The sequence below is a fragment of the Shewanella mangrovisoli genome (assembly GCF_019457635.1).
Taxonomy (GTDB): Bacteria; Pseudomonadota; Gammaproteobacteria; order Enterobacterales; family Shewanellaceae; genus Shewanella; species Shewanella mangrovisoli.
The window spans coordinates 151263-167676 of sequence record NZ_CP080412.1 but is presented as its reverse complement, the minus strand read 5'-3'; the positions used below and the strand labels follow the sequence as shown (position 1 = coordinate 167676).

Sequence of the window (16414 nt, the reverse complement as noted above, 5' to 3'; positions counted from 1 at the left end):
TCATAGCTGCACACCTAAGGTGCTGAGTTCGGCTAACAATTCGGCCTCATCATCGATACCGCGCAGGTCGAGACGAAGTTGATCTTGGGTCATACGGCCAATCACAGGCCGCTGCGCCTGCTTAAAATGCTGCTCGAGCAACGTTAAACTGCCGCCCTCTTGCGCGTTAAAGCACAGGGCGATTGAAGGTAAAAAGGTGTCGGGCTGCGAGCCGCTACCGACTTGGGTCTGGCACTCCACTAGCTCGATGCCATAACTCGGAGCAAACAGTGGCGCTAAGGCGCGCTGCAGGCGCTCACCAATTTGGCGTAACTCAGCTTGGCTGCGGGCAAATTTGGCCATAATCGGCAGTTCCCGATCCAAGGATTCGGGGTTGAGATAGTGGATCAGCGTCGCCTCGAGCGCCGCGAGAATCAGCTTGTCGCAGCGCAATGCACGCTTGAGCGGATGACTTTGAAGCTTATTAATTAGCGCCTGCTTACCGACAATCAGGCCCGATTGCGGGCCGCCGAGGAGTTTATCGCCGGAGAAACTGACCAGATCGACGCCATCCGCCAACATGGCTTGGGGTGTTGGCTCTTGTTTTAGGCCAAAACGGCGTAAGTCGGTGAGTGAACCACTGCCAAGATCCGAGATCAGCGCGACACCTCGTTCGCGGCAGAGTTGGCCCAATCTGGCCTCATCCACCGAAGCGGTAAAGCCACTGATATGGTAGTTGCTGGTATGCACCTTCATAATAGCGGCGGTATTTTCGGTTATCGCCTGCTCATAGTCCTTGAGGTGAGTACGGTTAGTGCTGCCGACCTCCACTAAGGTGCAGCCCGCTTGGCGCATAATGTCTGGAATGCGAAAGGCGCCGCCGATTTCCACCAGCTCGCCGCGGGAGACGATCACTTCTTTGCCCGCCGCGACCGCAGATAACATCAGCAGCACAGCGGCGGCGTTGTTATTCACCACGCAGCAGGCCTCAGCCCCTGTTAGGCGCTGGATTAACCCACTAATGGCATTATCCCTATGGCCGCGCTCACCGGCGGCTAATTCAAACTCTAGCGGCGTGGGATAACGCATCACAGAGGTCACAGCACGAATGGCCGCCTCAGACTGCTGGGCACGGCCAAGATTGGTATGCAGGATTGTTCCGGTGAGGTTCCACACGGGCTTAAGACTATGGCTATAGTCCTTAGACAATTGATCAACCAAATATCCGTTCAATAACGCCGGGTTAGCACACCAAGCGGGTAAACGTCGCTCCTGGGCAATCAGCTCGCGCGCCGTGCGTAACTGGCTATCCAACGCCGCTTTTACTGCTGCTTTACCATAGCGTTGCAGCAGGGGCGCCAATATCGCATCGGCGAGCAGACTGTCCATCGACGGCAGCGCGCGGTACAGGGCTTGGGGTGTATCGGGTACTTGGGTCATCATTTGTATCATCTTGATAAATATAAGGGGAAGAGCTCAATGAGCCCTTCCCAACTTTGGTTATTGCTCAGTTTCGTGGGCCAGCAGCAATGGATTGACCGTGGTCGCCCCAAAGCCCTTGGCATTTAGCTCACTGTCGAGCATCAGGGTCGCTAAGTCGTCGGCCGCCACATCCATCAGCGGTGACTTTTCGACGAACAGCATCTTGGTGTAACCATGGCATTCGTCGCAGCTCTCGATACGCACCTGTGCCTTGGCATCATCAAATGACCAGAGCGTCGTCCCTTTATCCTGACCGCAGCTAGTGCAATGGGCGCGAATGTAATGCCATTCGCTCTCGCACAAACTGCAATGCAGATAACGCAGACCCGCTCTCGGCTGGTCGACGATCACGCTCGCCACGGGATGACAGCCGCAAATCGGGCATAGGTTCTGCTGCACGACTTTGCGTTGATCGATCCGTTTAATCACCATAGGTGCCCAATGGGACCAGTAGACCCCCATCGCCGCCCAGATAAACAAACTGAAGCGCGCGGGGACTTCGCTCATATGTCCCTGACGCAGTGCACTGCCCCATGAGGTGAGTTGCTCTGGAGATTGCTGCATCAACAAACGCAGCACTCGCGCCATATCCTCATCCACCTGCGGCAGCAGATCGCTTAACAGTTGTTGTAGCAGTCCTTGCCAGTAGCTATCTGCCTCTGAACCCAAGTGGGAAAGCGGAATCGCTTCATCTTTCCCCCAAGCGAGAAGCTGACCGAAGTCAGCCTCCGCCGCCAATCTGGCCTGAATCGCAACCACACGGCGGCATAGCTCAAAGTAGTCGGCCAGCGGCGAGTCCTTGGCCAACGACAACAAACGCTGCGCCCGTCTGTGATACACAGTTTTAGGGTCCACCGCCTTTAAGGGTTTAAGCTCCAGCGGCGATTCGCTGCCGGGGACCATAGGTATCTCGGCTGTATGACTCATTAATGTTTCTCCACGTCCGAATGTTCATCCAACATCAGCGGATGATGTTTACGGCACCAAGCCTTAGAGACCTTGCCGTAAAGCATGCCTGTGATAGAACCTTCCACCCAGGTCGCCATCCAAAAGTGCACCATCACAAACATCAGCATGATCAGAGCACAAATGGCATGCAGCACGATCGCCCAGCCCACTACAGTGGCCGAGAAGTAAGGTGCAAAGTAGGGTTGCCACATGATGAATCCCGTCACGGTTAAGGTGATAGACGTCAGCACAAAGGCACGGAACAGCACTTTTTGACCAGGGTTGTAATGGCCGATAGGCGGGATTTTGTCCTCGTTCTCGAACATCACGTCCTTGATGGCGAGCATCCAAGCCAGATCGTGTTTTTCCCATTTGTTGTGGTGGTAATAACGCACCAACATCAACATCAGCGGTAAACACATCATCAGGCCGGCAATTGGGTGAATAAACTTCGCCAATTGCGGCGTGCCCGCTATCGCGCCCAACCATTGGAAGGAGGGATAGAAGAAGGAAAAGCCCGTCAGAAACGTGACTAGCCCCACGGCCACAATGAACCAATGACAGATGCGGTCGAACAGTTTGTGACGCACTACCATTTCTTGCTTGTTATGCTTGCTCATTTCTTGGCCTCCTCTTCCGCTTGCGCCTTGTCCTCTGGCGGCTGATAGCCGGGTTGGTCCTCTTCCACTATGTTGCGACCGACGGTGATCTTATGCAGGCAGGCCACAGCCGCCGTTGCCAGAAGTCCGACAGTACCTAGTGGTTTCACCCAGTCCTGCCACAGGGTGACAGATAATGGGATTTGCGGATCCTTTGGCATTTCGTAGGTTTCAGGCTGAGTGACATCGTGCAATATCATCAGCATGCCTGTGCCACCGACACCTTCAGGGTTGTAGAGTCCCGCCTTAGCAAAACCACGTTCTTTCAGCTCGTTAACACGCTTTTCTGAGTAGAACAGCATGTCTTCGCGCGTGCCAAAACGCAGCGCACCCGTGGTACAGGACTTAACGCAGGAAGGCTCCAGCCCAACAGCCAAGCGGTCAGAGCACATAGTGCACTTGTAGGCTTTGTTGTCGACGGCGCTGATCTTCGGGATATCGAATGGACAGGCACTGGCACAATAGCCGCAGCCAATACATTTGTCCGAATCGAAATCCACAGTGCCATTGGCATGTTGAATAATCGCGCCAGAGGTAGAGCAGGCCTTTAAGCAGGCGGGATCCGCACAGTGCATACAAGCACTGTGGGTAAACTGCCAACGTAATTTGCCTTGGTCTTCGATCTCGTTGTACTTCATCAGGGTCCAGCACTCTGGGGACAGAGATGCTGGGTTTTGATAAGTCCCTTGGAACGAACCCACTTCTTCACGCAGGTCATTCCATTCAGAGCAAGCGACCTGACAGGCTTTACAACCATTACACTTAGTCGCGTCAAACAGCTTCGCAATTTGCTTCACGCCACCGACTCTCGCCTGTGCAGGCGGAGTCGCTTGCGAAGTGCCGGAACGTTGAATGATATCTTGAGTCGCCATTATCAGACCTCCGCCTTTTCAACATTCACGAGGAACGCTTTGTACTCAGGCACACCCGTGTTGGCATCACCCATCTCAGTGGTAAGGACGTTACAACTATAGGCCTTACGTGTGAGCGCGTTATGGCTACCGTGACGTGGAATACCGAGTGTGTGTACCGTTTGACCATTGACCTGCAATGGGCGCATACGCTTAGTCACTAAGGCTTTGGTGAGAATGTGGCCACGTTTCGAGCTCACTTTCACCCAATCGCCATTCTTAATGCCTTTTTCTGCCGCCAATTGCTCATTCATTTCCACAAAGGTCTCTGGCATGGCAATCGCCGCTAAACGGCAGTGTGTCGTCCAGAAGTTAAAGTGCTCTGTGAGTGAGTAAGTGGTACAGGCGTAGGGGTATTCCTCTTTAGTACCGATAGTGTCTTTCACCCCTTCGAACCAACGCAGCACAGGGCTGTGCACCACATTGGGATGCAGTGGGTTGGTGCCGATAGGCGATTCGACAGGCTCGTAATGCTCTGGGAACGGTCCTTCTTTCAGCAGTTTGAGCGCGAAGAAACGACCCACGCCATCAGCCTGCATAATGAAAGGATGCGCACTTTCCTGTGGATTCAACTTGGCATTAAAGTCGGGCACGTCTATCCCTTCCCACTTGCCGTCTTTCCACTCGACAATCTTACGGTGCTCATCCCAAGGTTTACCGTTCACATCGCAAGAGGCACGGTTGTAGAGGACGCGGCGGTTAAGCGGCCATGCAAAGGCCCAGCCCGGCGTAATACCTTTACCCGATGGATCATGGTTATCGCGGCGAGCCATTTGGTTACCGGCTTCGGTCCAAGAACCCGCGTAAATCCAACAGGCACTCGCGGTACTGCCATCGGCCTTCAGTTCAGCAAAGCTGCTGATCTGACGCTTGGTCGCGACATCATAACCATTCAACTCTTTCGTCAGTTCGATAGAGCTTGGGTTGTGCGGATCGATATAGTTCCAGTTAATCGCTTCAATCGGCTCGGGCAGTTTGCCGCCCTCTTCACGATAGAGCTGTTTCAACTCTTGCAGCAGGCCAGAGACAATCTCAGAGTCCGACATCGCTTCGCCTGGAGGATTAGCCCCTTTATAGTGCCATTGCATCCAGCGGCCAGAGTTAACGATCGAACCTTCTTCCTCTGCGAACACGGTCGCAGGTAGGCGGAAGACCTCGGTTTGAATACTGGCGGTATCGACCTCGTTAAAACCGGGTTCGTTTTGCCAGAAGGTGGCGGTTTCCGATGACAAGTTATCAAGCACCACTAAGTACTTAAGGTTACTCAGCGCCTTGATGTTCTTGTTACGGTTAGGCATGGAGTTAATGGCGTTAACCCCTTGCACGATGCAACCGTTCACTTTGCCACGGTACATCATGTCCAGATGCTTACCGAAGTCATACATCTGATCCCACTTAGGTAACCACTGATAACCGAACTCGTTTTCAGGCGTCGCGTTCTCACCCCAGAAGGCTTTGAGCAGGGACACATAAAACTTCGGATAGTTTTGCCAGTAGTTGGTTTGACCTGGGCGCAATGGCTTAGGCGTATTCGCCGCCAAGTGAGCCGCTAAGGTCGGTTCTTTATCGTTTGGCAGTTTTAGGTAACCGGGTAAACTTTGGGCCAGTAGCCCCATATCGGTTGAACCTTGAACGTTGGCGTGACCGCGCAATGCGTTAACACCACCGCCTAACTGACCAATGTTACCCAGTAATAACTGGATCATCGCCATAGAACGGATGTTCTGCGCACCTTTACTATGGTGGGTCCAGCCCAGCGCATACATAAAGGTTGCCACACGATCTTTAGTATGAGTGCTCGCAATGGCGTCACATACCACTTGGTAGTCCGCCGTTGGCGTACCAGTGATATTACTTACCGTTACAAAATCATAACGTTCTACGTGTTGTTTGAGTAAGTTCCACACACAACGCGGGTGCTCAAGTGTTTCATCCACTTTGGCATAGCCGTCTTCGTCGAGTTGGTAGAACCAGGATTCTTTGTTGTACTCACCTTTTGCTTCATCAAAGCCTGAGAATAAGCCGTCATGGAAGTCAAAATCATCCCGCACCAGATAACTGGCGTTGGTATAGGCTTTCACATAATCGAAGTTAACTTGATTGGTCGAAATCAAATAGCGAATCACACCCAGAAGGAATGCTATGTCAGTTCCTGAGCGGATTGGGGCATAGTGATCTGCCAATGACGCACTGCGGTTGAAACGTGGGTCAACCACAATCAACTTAGCATTGTTATGCTGCATAGCTTCTGTAACCCAGCCGAATCCGACAGGGTGAGCTTCTGCGGCATTACCGCCCATAATAATCACTACGTTAGAATTTTTAATATCGATCCAGTGGTTGGTCATGGCACCGCGCCCAAATGTTGGAGCAAGACTTGCTACCGTTGGGGAGTGTCAGTTACGTGCAATAGTATCGATAGCCACTAGGCCTAAAGCGCGCGCAAATTTTTGGGTCGCTAAGCCGCTTTCATTGGCCATACCGGATGAGGTCATCATCCCTGTGGTTAACCAACGGTTAACCGTTACGCCATCGGCGTTTTTCTCAATCAGGTTCGCATCACGGTCATCTTTCATTAAACGTGCGATACGTTTAAAGGCATCATGCCAGCTGATCCGTTCCCATTTGTTGCTGCCGGGGGCGCGATACTCTGGATACTGTAAACGGTGTGGACTGTTAACATAATCCACAAGGCCAGCACCCTTAGAGCACAATGCACCTCGGTTTACTGGATGATCGGCATCACCCTCGATATGGAAAATAGCATGCTCAGAGTTTTTCCCCCCACTGCCTTGGCTGTACATCAGCAGGCCACAACCAACCGAGCAATACGGACAGTTGTTACGGGTTTCTTTGGCTCCGATCAGCTTAAACTCTCGCACTGCTGCATAGGCCTTTTCGGACATCAATCCCAGCGCTGAAATCGCTGAGGTTGCCGCTCCGGCCGCACACAGTTTAAAAAACTGGCGTCTGTTCATAGCGTTCTCTCACACTTTTGTCGTTATGAGTTGGGTAATTGCAGTGGTAACGCTGCAATCGTTTGAGTGAGTCATTAAAGCCCCCACTTAATTTAAGATTATCCTTAAAGTGAAAATAGATAACAAATAATGACACGAGATCAAGATCCCAATTCACCAGCTACAGAATAAATGACCGATAATACAGGTTTAATTGAAAATATTTAGATTTTAACTTCAAAAATAAAGAACAAATAAAGATATAAGCCCAAAACACGCCAAAAGACATTTTGTCCAACAAGCAAGACCCATTTTGTCTCACATTGGCATGTTGAGGTTATATAAAGCATGAGTTTAAAGCCGAAACGAAATAAGAGATGGTTAAAAACACCTCAGATTTACCAGTTTTGGACGGATAGACAGCGATCAAAGCTGACAATGTAAAGATTGGATAAAAAAGCACTCATCCTGCGGTGTTAAACACACCTAAAGTACAAAGTGCAAAAACAGCGAAATCGCCGCATAGATAGACAAAAGGCATAGCAAATCGCTATGCCTTTCACTTTATTGAGCGCTTACTTCGGCACTTTTCACCCGCTGATGGGTTATCGGCGCCAAAGACTGCGTATTACAGACTCGGCAATACGCCTTGGGGCAAGTAAGCATTGAAGCTGGCGGTATAAAGCAGATCCGTGGCCGCATCGATATCCGGCGCAAAGTATCTGTCTTTATCATAGTAGGCAACTACTTCGCGTAGCTCGGCCTTCGCCTGCGCCACTGCTTTGCTTGGCATTAACGGCGCGCGGAAGTCCAAGCCTTGGGCAGCCGCCAATAACTCAACCGCTAACACACCACGGGTATTCTCGCTCATATCCCGTAAACGGCGCGCCGCAAAGGTCGCCATAGACACATGGTCTTCTTGGTTAGCCGAGGTCGGTAAACTGTCTACCGATGCTGGATGGGCGTAGGTTTTGTTTTCAGAGGCCAATGCCGCCGCCGTCACTTGGGCGATCATAAAGCCCGAGTTCACCCCACCGTTTTTCACCAGGAAAGGAGGCAGTTTAGACAGGCTAGAATCGATGAGCAGCGCGATACGACGCTCAGCAATCGCGCCTAATTCGGCAATCGCAATCGCCAAATTATCGGCGGCCATAGCAACAGGCTCGGCGTGGAAGTTACCGCCAGAGATAATGTCGCCAGTATCTTGGAACACTAATGGGTTATCGGTTACGCCGTTGGCTTCAGTGCCTAACACCTCGGCCGCTTGACGGATTTGGGTTAAGCAAGCGCCTAACACCTGTGGTTGGCAGCGCAGTGAGTAAGGGTCTTGCACCTTCTCGCAGTTGAGGTGGCTTAAGCTGATCTCAGACTCTTCGCCCAGCAGATGACGGAACACCATGGCTGCATCGATTTGTCCTTTCTGACCACGGGCCGCATGAATGCGTGGGTCAAACGGACTGCGGCTACCCATGGCCGCTTCGACGCTCATGGCGCCAATCACTGAGCTGGCAGCAAACAAGTCTTCAGCGTGGAACAGGCCTTCAAGCGCCAGTGCGGTAGAAGCCTGAGTACCGTTAAGTAGAGCTAAGCCTTCCTTCGCGGCTAAATCGATGGGCTTGAGACCCGCGATTTCTAAGCCTTCGGCGGCCGAAATAATCTGACCTTGATAGCTCATCTCGCCTTCACCCAACAGCGGCAAACACATATGGGCTAACGGCGCTAAGTCACCGGAGGCGCCCACAGAACCTTTTTCAGGCACGCAGGGGTAAACCTCGGCGTTCACTAGGCTGATAAGGAAGTTGATGACTTCTAAACGGATACCCGAGAAGCCACGACTTAAAGAGTTGATCTTTAACACCATCATCAGGCGCACTGTGGCGTCCTGCATGTATTGGCCCGTGCCCGCTGCGTGGGATAACACGATAGAGCGTTGCAGTAATTGCAGATCTTCCGGGGCAATCTTAGTGTTGGCCAGCAGACCAAAACCCGTGTTGATTCCGTAAACGGTGCGACCTTCATCCAGCACCTTTTGCACGATTTGCGCGCTGGTGTTGATCTCGGTAATCGCCTCTGGTGCCAGTTCGAGTGTCAGCTTATGGCGGCTGATTTCACGCAGTTGCGCCAGACTTAAACTGCCAGGCGTTAATACTAAATGATTGACTGATTTCATTTTTACATCCGTATTCTTGTCGTTGTTTTTCACGGTTTGTTGAATAGTTAGTCTTTAAGCATGGGCAGATCTAAGCCCTGCTCCTTGGCACAGTTTTTCGCGATCTCGTAACCCGCATCCGCATGGCGCATCACGCCTGTCGCTGGGTCGTTCCACAGCACGCGGCCAACACGTTTAGCGGCGGCCTCAGTACCGTCACACACGATCACCACACCTGAGTGTTGGCTAAAGCCCATGCCGACACCACCGCCGTGGTGCAGCGACACCCAAGTCGCGCCGCTGGCAGTGTTCAAAAGTGCGTTCAGTAATGGCCAGTCAGAGACTGCATCTGAACCGTCCATCATAGATTCAGTTTCACGGTTAGGGCTGGCGACTGAGCCTGAGTCTAAGTGGTCACGACCAATGACGATCGGCGCCGACAGCTCGCCGTTTTTCACCATCTCGTTAAAGGCTTGGGCTAAACGCGCACGGTCCTTTAAGCCCACCCAGCAGATACGCGCTGGTAGACCTTGGAAGGCGATACGCTCACGGGCCATATCTAACCAGTTGTGGAGGTGTGGATTGTCGGGGATCAGTTCCTTCACTTTGGCGTCGGTCTTGTAGATATCCTCAGGATCGCCAGACAGGGCTACCCAACGGAACGGGCCGATGCCTTCGCAGAAGAGTGGACGAATATAAGCAGGCACAAAACCGGGGAAATCAAACGCGTTTTTAACGCCAGTTTCGAAGGCCATTTGGCGAATGTTGTTACCATAGTCTAAGGTCGCCGCGCCTGCCGCTTGCAGATCCAGCATGGCTTGCACTTGTACCGCCATCGAGGCTTTAGCCGCTTTTACGACGGCGGCTTCATCGGTTTTACGCATGTCAGCCGCTTGCGCCATGGTCCAGCCCTGTGGCAAATAGCCGTTCAGCGGATCGTGGGCAGAGGTTTGGTCGGTGACAACATCAGGAGTAATGCCACGCTTCACTAATTCGGCAAAGATATCGGCAGCGTTAGCCAGCAGGCCTACAGATACGGGTTTACCCGAGGCATTGGCATCGTTGATCATAGCCAAGGCTTCATCTAGTGAAGTCGCCTTTTTATCCACATAACGGGTACGCAGACGAAAATCGATACGAGTTTCATCCACTTCACAGGCAAGCACAGAGAAGCCAGCCATAGTACCGGCCAGCGTTTGCGCGCCGCCCATACCACCTAAACCACCGGTGAGGATCCACTTACCGGCAGCCACGCCGCCAAAGTGTTGTTTTGCCACGGCCACGAAGGTTTCGTAGGTACCTTGGACAATCCCCTGAGTCCCGATATAAATCCACGAACCCGCGGTCATCTGGCCATACATGGCCAGACCTTGCTTATCTAACTCGTTGAAGTGCTCCCAGTTTGCCCAATGTGGCACTAGGTTAGAGTTAGCAATCAGCACGCGCGGAGCATCAGCGTGGGTGCGGAATACGCCCACAGGTTTGCCCGATTGCACCATTAAGGTTTCGTCATCTTCGAGGCGTTTGAGCACTTCGATAATCTTGTCGTAGCAGTCCCAGTCGCGCGCCGCGCGGCCGATACCGCCGTAAACCACTAAATCCTCTGGGCGTTCGGCCACATCGGGATGTAAGTTGTTCATTAACATGCGCATTGGCGCTTCGGTTAACCAGCTTTTGCAGCTTAATTGGCTACCATGGGGCGCAATAATGCGGCGGCTTGGGTCGTGTCGCTTGTCCATTGAGATGTCCTCTTTCAACCTGTTGAACTCACTCGCCATTCGGCTAAGTGCTATTGTTTTTATTGTGTTTTTGTCGCTAAACATCGGATGAATGCAATAAGCCTTCATCTCTGTTTGAATGACGTTATTTATTGAATGTCAGGTGTCCGCCGAGCTTAAAGCGGCTACCCGGGTGTACTAATTTGGCAAAACTCACCACCCCTTGGCGTGACCAAGTGCGGCGTGAAATCTGTAAACAGGGTTCGGTCGCCGGAATGGCTAACCTCTGTTGCAATTCGACACTGGCAATAATGGCTTCGATGGTATGGTGCGCCTCGGTCAGCGGCGCCACCTGCGACAGGTATTCATGGGGTGTCTGCTCGCTAAAGTCCTGCTCTAAGTAATCAGGCGCAAAGGCGGGATTCACATAACGCTCCTCGACTTGCAGCGGCACGCCTTGCTCGCAATGCACTAACACCGAATGAAACACCGGACTCCCGAGCTCCAGCGCCAGTGCGATAGCGATAGGCGCGGTGGCATTCACTTGTCTCAGTGCCAATTGCTGCACACTGTAACCATGACCACGGTCTTTGATTTCATCGGCAATGTTGCGGATCGCCAACATGGAGGATTGCGACTTTCGCCCCGCCACAAAGGTGCCCAGCCCCTGTGAACGCTCAAGCACGCCGTTGTCTGTCAGCTCAGTCAGGGCGCGACGCGCCGTCATCCGGCTACAGACAAACAGTTCGGCCAGCTGATTTTCCGAGGGGACACGGGCATTTTCTTCCCACTCACCAGACTCGATACAGCCAATGATATATTGCTTAATTTCTGCAAACTTAGGCGTCGCCAAAACACTTCCTCAAGATAAAATCTACCTAGGTTTGGGGTGGTAGGTACTCACACACCAAAACACTGAGCCACTTTCAAACGTTCAAAATTGCGGCTACAATCCTAGCTTGTATATACAAGTAAATACAAGCTAGCTCACATAACTTTCGATAATAAAGAGTTTGCGGGGCAAAAAAGCCAACGCAGCGAGGGATTACAATGTCTTGGGATCAGGTTTGGATAGACGTTAACGTAGCAACAATGGACCCTTCCATATCAGCACCTTACGGCGCAATTACCAATGCGGCTATCGCAGTTAAAGACGGTAAAATTGCCTGGTTAGGCCCACGCAGCGAGCTGCCTGCCTTCGATGTGTTGTCCATTCCTGTTTACAGGGGCAAGGGCGGTTGGATCACTCCAGGGCTGATTGATGCCCACACCCATTTAGTGTTTGCAGGTAATCGTGCCAACGAATTCGAGCTACGCCTAAAGGGCGCCACCTACGAGGAAATCGCCCGTGCTGGCGGCGGCATTATTTCCACAGTTAACGCCTGCCGTGAGGCCGACGAAGCCGAACTATTCGACCTCGGTCGCCAGCGTTTAAATGCCTTGGCGAAGGAAGGCGTTACCACGGTTGAGATTAAATCAGGCTATGGCTTAGATACCGAAACCGAACTCAAAATCCTGCGCGTGGCCCGCGAACTCGGCCAACATCACCATGTGGATGTGAAGACCACTTTCCTCGGTGCCCATGCGGTGCCGCCCGAGTTTAAAGACAATAGCGACGGCTATGTCGACTTAATAATCAATAAGATGCTGCCTGCGGTGATCGCCGAAAATCTTGCAGATGCAGTGGATGTGTTCTGTGAAAACATCGCCTTTAACCTAGAGCAAACCGAGCGCGTGCTGAGCGCCGCCAAGGCGGCTGGCCTGCAAGTTAAACTGCACGCAGAGCAATTATCCAATATGGGCGGCTCTGAATTAGCCGCACGTTTAGGGGCTAAGTCGGTTGATCATATTGAATATTTGGATGAGGCTGGCGTTAAAGCCCTAAGTGAAAGTGGCACCTGCGCCGTGCTGTTACCGGGCGCGTTTTACTTTTTGCGGGAAACCCAAAAACCGCCTATCGACTTATTGCGTCAATACGCTGTGCCTATGGTGCTCGCCAGCGACTTTAACCCCGGCTCATCACCCATCTGCTCGACCCTGCTGATGCTGAACATGGGTTGCACCCTGTTCCGCCTAACCCCAGAGGAAGCGCTTGCAGGTTTAACATTGAATGCCGCTAAGGCGCTAGGGATTGAAGAGAGTGTCGGCAGCTTAGTGGTCGGCAAACAGGCGGATTTCTGTCTATGGGATATCGCCACCCCGGCGCAACTCGCCTATAGCTACGGCGTGAATCCCTGCAAAGATGTAGTTAAAAACGGTAAGTTAGTGCATCAATAGGTCGTATTATACCGACATAAACAATAGGTTATTAGAGACAACTTATAACCTATTGATTTGCTTAGCCATCTAACATGAATATTGAGAATTGATTGGTTATACAGCTTTGTAATATTAAATTTAATCTCTTTCGAAAAAAATAAAGTGAACAGCATGCCTTACACCATATTAATTTCTGAAATTAATGACGTCATAAGAAAATTCAACATTTTCCTAACTAACGATAAATCAATCCCCCTTTTGTCTCAGGTTAATGGTGAATTGCAATCGGAGTTAATTAAAGTTGTGCACGGAAATTGGAATGCCTTTCCCTTTCCAAACGCTCAACGGCGAGGAGTTTATTTTGCTTTTGGAAAAAAACAGGATACCAGTAAACTGGGGTTGTACATTGGTAAAGCCTCATTCAACTCAACTATTGGGAAGCGTCTATACAGCCATTTAAGAATTCATGCAGATGCTGAATTTTTTACAATGAAAGGAGCAAACGACCAAGTTTTTATCATTGAATACTTAGCCTCCATAGATTTGGACGCCTTGAATATGCATTTCATGGCCTCAAGCCTAGAGGAATACTTAATTTCTAATCTCACAAACAAATTGCCATTGATGAATGTTACGGGTGCAAATAGCTAATGCAGGCTACAACAAGCCTGCAAAAAATGTACTGTGCATTTTAATTTTGGTCGGCTAATCCTAAACAGGGTTTATTGGTTTTCTAACTGCTCATCTTGTTGTTTTACCAGTTTATGCTCGCCTTCATTACAGCCGATCTTCCAGTAACTTGATGTATAAAAATAGCTTTTCGGTAAGTCGTATGTCTGCTTAAGCAGCTTTCTTAGGGCGCGCATACTGCTAAATTCACAGGCGAGCCATACTGCGCCTTGCCCTTCCAGTTTTGGCAACTGGGCAATGCATTCGGCTAAGGGCTTACCTTCTGGGTCGGCTTGTGGATTAATTACCCAATGCAATTGCACATGGCTAGGATGCACTAAGGGCTGAATATCGGCTTCACTTAACACCTCAATCACAGCGTAACCCACGGCATTGCTTGGCAATTGCGCCAAGTTCACGCTGATGGCGGGCAAAGCCGTCATATCCCCTGCCAGTAAAAACCACTCGGCATCCACATTGATCAGTTTTTTCAGTCCGGGGCCACCGATTTGGATGGTATCCCCAATCTCGGTCGACTTTGCCCAACGGGATGCGGGGCCATCGGTGTCGTGCAAAACAATGTCTACATCGATTTCATTCGTCCGCTGCTGACGAATGGTATAAGTGCGCATTAATGGCCGCTCATCCCCCGGCTGCGGAAACAGTAACTTGATATAGGCGCTTTCTTGATCGGCGGGAAAACCTGCAAAGCCAGCGCCGCCTAAGGTGATACGTAGCATATGTGGCGTGACTTGGGTTTTACCTATCACGGTCAATTCGCGCGGAGCGGGTCTGTTCATACTAAAACTCCAAAAAGATAAATGGCACTCAATTGTTAACTTTCCGCCACGCTATCGCTGATCTGGTTGGCAATACGGATAAACACCGCAATTTCATCCTGATCGAGTGCTTGGGTCATATGGGCAACGGTGGCTTTTTCGGCGGCAATAATTTGCGTCATCAGCTGCTCGCCCTGCGCCGTCGGCCTCAACAACTGACTTCGACCATCCTTAGGATTATCGACTTTTAGGATATAACCACCCTGCTGTAGCTCATTGAGCACCCGCGTAATTTGGGCTTTATCCCGTTGCATACGCAGGGCAATAGACTGCGCCGTGGCCTCGGGATGGCGGCAAATCCCCTTGAGCGCCCGAATATGGGTGACAGGTAATTCAATCTGCTGCGCGGCAATATCCGCACGCAGCTGTTTTTTGTAGGCATGCACTAATCTGTGCAAGGTTTCACCGAGGGAAGTGGCTGACATAATGGCATCTCGATATAGTTGACAGTATCAACAATATCGATATTGGTTGATTGTGTCAACTAATGAAGTTTTTGGATAACACCTTTACTGAGAAAGTAGACTTAAGCAATTCACTCATGACGTACTTAATCAAGGGATTTGTGCAACTAAATGACTTATCTCGGAGGTCATTGAATTTACAAAGGAGAATCCTGTAAGTTAGTGCAAACCAACTAACAGGCGCGAAATGGAGTTATTATGTTAAGAATACTGAGCTTGCTGCTACTGATTTTTTCCAGCCAAAGCCTAGCCAGTTCATGGCCTGTACCTAAGTCGATTGTGATGGTTAGTCCTGATGGAGGAGTAATTGCGCGACTCCACTCTGGCTCATTTCCTTTAGACAAACCTGAATCAGCACAGATGAGTATTTTTATCTGGAATGAACAGTCTGGATATGTGCTTTCCGAGCGCTATCCACTGCCTTATCGCTTTGCTCCGGCCAAATTTGCAGTAAACGACAATGGATTTGTGATTACTGTAGGTAAATATGTTGCAGAAGAAACAGGCCCAGATATTGGCATTTTTAATCCTCAAGGACAGCAAATACAGTCCTATACCTTGGAGCAACTTTTCCCTGATACAACGCAAAGACAGCAATTAATCGCTCAATCACAAAAATTAACCACTGAATGGCAGCAGCCTCTGCGAGATGAACCCCAATGGTATTGCCTATCTGCCCCAGAGGCCATGATGAATAATGCTTTCTCCGTTAGATATGAATTAGGTGCTTTATTGTTTTATGTCGATGAGAATCCATTTGAAAGCTATCTATTTGAGAGTGGATGTCCTCGCCTCTAAAATAAACTGGTTAATGCGGCCTGCGCATTCTTTCGCTTCATGGTCCCACATAAAACTACAGATATCGACTTTCAAGCCACCTGGCATTTGTAATGTTAAAAAATGTTCGTAGTCAGGATTTTGCGCTGGTAGTCCAACCTTTGTGATTTCAACCTGGTCGAGGGGATAACAAGTTATTTGCCAGCTTATTCCGCTAGAACGCGTTAGCACAACTTCATTCGTCACTGCATTAATCCGCAACTCTATCGACATAGCTAAGCCTGCAAACCAGAGGGAGAGTATAATAATCGCGGAAGGTAACAGGCACAAAAACAAGGTATGAATACCGAGAAACAACAAAGCAGGAGGATTTGACCAATCTATTTGCAGCCAATGAGATAGAAAATACCCGAGCGGAAGCAGAGGAGTTAACCCCCCAACCAAACCTACTAATAACCTGAGCCAGCCCGGAATAGGATTATGATAAAAGATCGCCCGCTCTTGATAGAGCAGGCAATCATCTCTTTTTCGCAGTGAGTTAAGCCATGCCATTAATGCCATCCTAACGACATGCGGATAAGTAAAATATCTCAGAAGAGAAGC

The 16414-nt window shown here is 50.5% G+C and carries 14 protein-coding genes; 3 read left to right on the top strand and 11 right to left on the bottom strand.

Annotation, left to right across the window (positions count from 1 at the left end):
• The 8 genes from selA to hutC form a co-directional block, all read right to left on the bottom strand.
• Complete coding sequence (selA, locus tag K0H60_RS00755; protein WP_220056972.1) at positions 1-1422, bottom strand: L-seryl-tRNA(Sec) selenium transferase; 1422 nt, start codon at positions 1420-1422, stop codon at positions 1-3.
• A 57-nt stretch (positions 1423-1479) separates the two neighbouring features.
• Positions 1480-2388, bottom strand: a complete 909-nt coding sequence (gene fdhE, locus K0H60_RS00750; RefSeq protein ID WP_011620939.1) for a formate dehydrogenase accessory protein FdhE — start codon at positions 2386-2388, stop codon at positions 1480-1482.
• Positions 2388-3029: a formate dehydrogenase subunit gamma gene (locus K0H60_RS00745; protein ID WP_011620938.1), complete on the bottom strand. Its 642-nt coding sequence runs from the start codon at positions 3027-3029 to the stop codon at positions 2388-2390. Before K0H60_RS00745 ends, fdhE begins: the two co-directional genes overlap by 1 nt.
• Positions 3026-3940: a formate dehydrogenase subunit beta gene (gene fdxH, locus K0H60_RS00740; RefSeq protein WP_088212711.1), complete on the bottom strand. Its 915-nt coding sequence runs from the start codon at positions 3938-3940 to the stop codon at positions 3026-3028. The genes K0H60_RS00745 and fdxH overlap by 4 nt, the downstream gene beginning before the upstream one ends.
• Positions 3941-3942: 2 nt before the next feature.
• Complete coding sequence (fdnG, locus tag K0H60_RS00735) at positions 3943-6957, bottom strand: formate dehydrogenase-N subunit alpha (RefSeq protein WP_220056971.1); 3015 nt, start codon at positions 6955-6957, stop codon at positions 3943-3945.
• Positions 6958-7564: 607 nt separating this feature from the next.
• Positions 7565-9106 (bottom strand): histidine ammonia-lyase, encoded by a 1542-nt coding sequence (hutH, locus tag K0H60_RS00730; protein WP_220056970.1) that lies wholly within the window; start codon positions 9104-9106, stop codon positions 7565-7567.
• A gap of 47 nt (positions 9107-9153) precedes the next feature.
• Entirely contained in the window at positions 9154-10824 is a 1671-nt protein-coding gene (gene hutU / locus K0H60_RS00725; RefSeq protein ID WP_011620933.1) for a urocanate hydratase, read from the bottom strand.
• 124 nt (positions 10825-10948) lie between these two features.
• The gene (hutC, locus tag K0H60_RS00720; protein WP_169548458.1) at positions 10949-11656 is read right to left on the bottom strand and encodes a histidine utilization transcriptional repressor HutC; all 708 of its coding nucleotides are present in this window, start codon (positions 11654-11656) and stop codon (positions 10949-10951) included.
• Between the two features lie 197 nt (positions 11657-11853).
• Here hutC and hutI point away from each other — a divergent pair, with 197 nt between their 5' ends.
• A complete protein-coding gene (gene hutI, locus K0H60_RS00715) occupies positions 11854-13080 on the top strand; it encodes an imidazolonepropionase (protein ID WP_220056969.1) in 1227 nt (408 codons plus the stop codon).
• 153 nt (positions 13081-13233) lie between these two features.
• Positions 13234-13713, top strand: coding sequence for a GIY-YIG nuclease family protein (locus K0H60_RS00710; RefSeq protein ID WP_220056968.1), 480 nt, complete (start codon positions 13234-13236; stop codon positions 13711-13713).
• A gap of 71 nt (positions 13714-13784) precedes the next feature.
• On the opposite strand, the gene K0H60_RS00705 is transcribed toward K0H60_RS00710, so the two are convergent.
• Positions 13785-14531: a siderophore-interacting protein gene (locus K0H60_RS00705; RefSeq protein ID WP_220056967.1), complete on the bottom strand. Its 747-nt coding sequence runs from the start codon at positions 14529-14531 to the stop codon at positions 13785-13787.
• 35 nt (positions 14532-14566) lie between these two features.
• A complete protein-coding gene (locus tag K0H60_RS00700; protein ID WP_088212717.1) occupies positions 14567-14995 on the bottom strand; it encodes a MarR family winged helix-turn-helix transcriptional regulator in 429 nt (142 codons plus the stop codon).
• Between the two features lie 237 nt (positions 14996-15232).
• Here K0H60_RS00700 and K0H60_RS00695 point away from each other — a divergent pair, with 237 nt between their 5' ends.
• Positions 15233-15832: a hypothetical protein gene (locus K0H60_RS00695; protein ID WP_220056966.1), complete on the top strand. Its 600-nt coding sequence runs from the start codon at positions 15233-15235 to the stop codon at positions 15830-15832.
• Here the strand turns inward: K0H60_RS00695 and K0H60_RS00690 are convergent.
• Positions 15803-16363 (bottom strand): hypothetical protein, encoded by a 561-nt coding sequence (locus K0H60_RS00690; RefSeq protein WP_220056965.1) that lies wholly within the window; start codon positions 16361-16363, stop codon positions 15803-15805. The two genes, K0H60_RS00695 and K0H60_RS00690, sit on opposite strands and share 30 nt — an antisense overlap.
• Between the last annotated feature and the right edge of the window lie 51 nt (positions 16364-16414).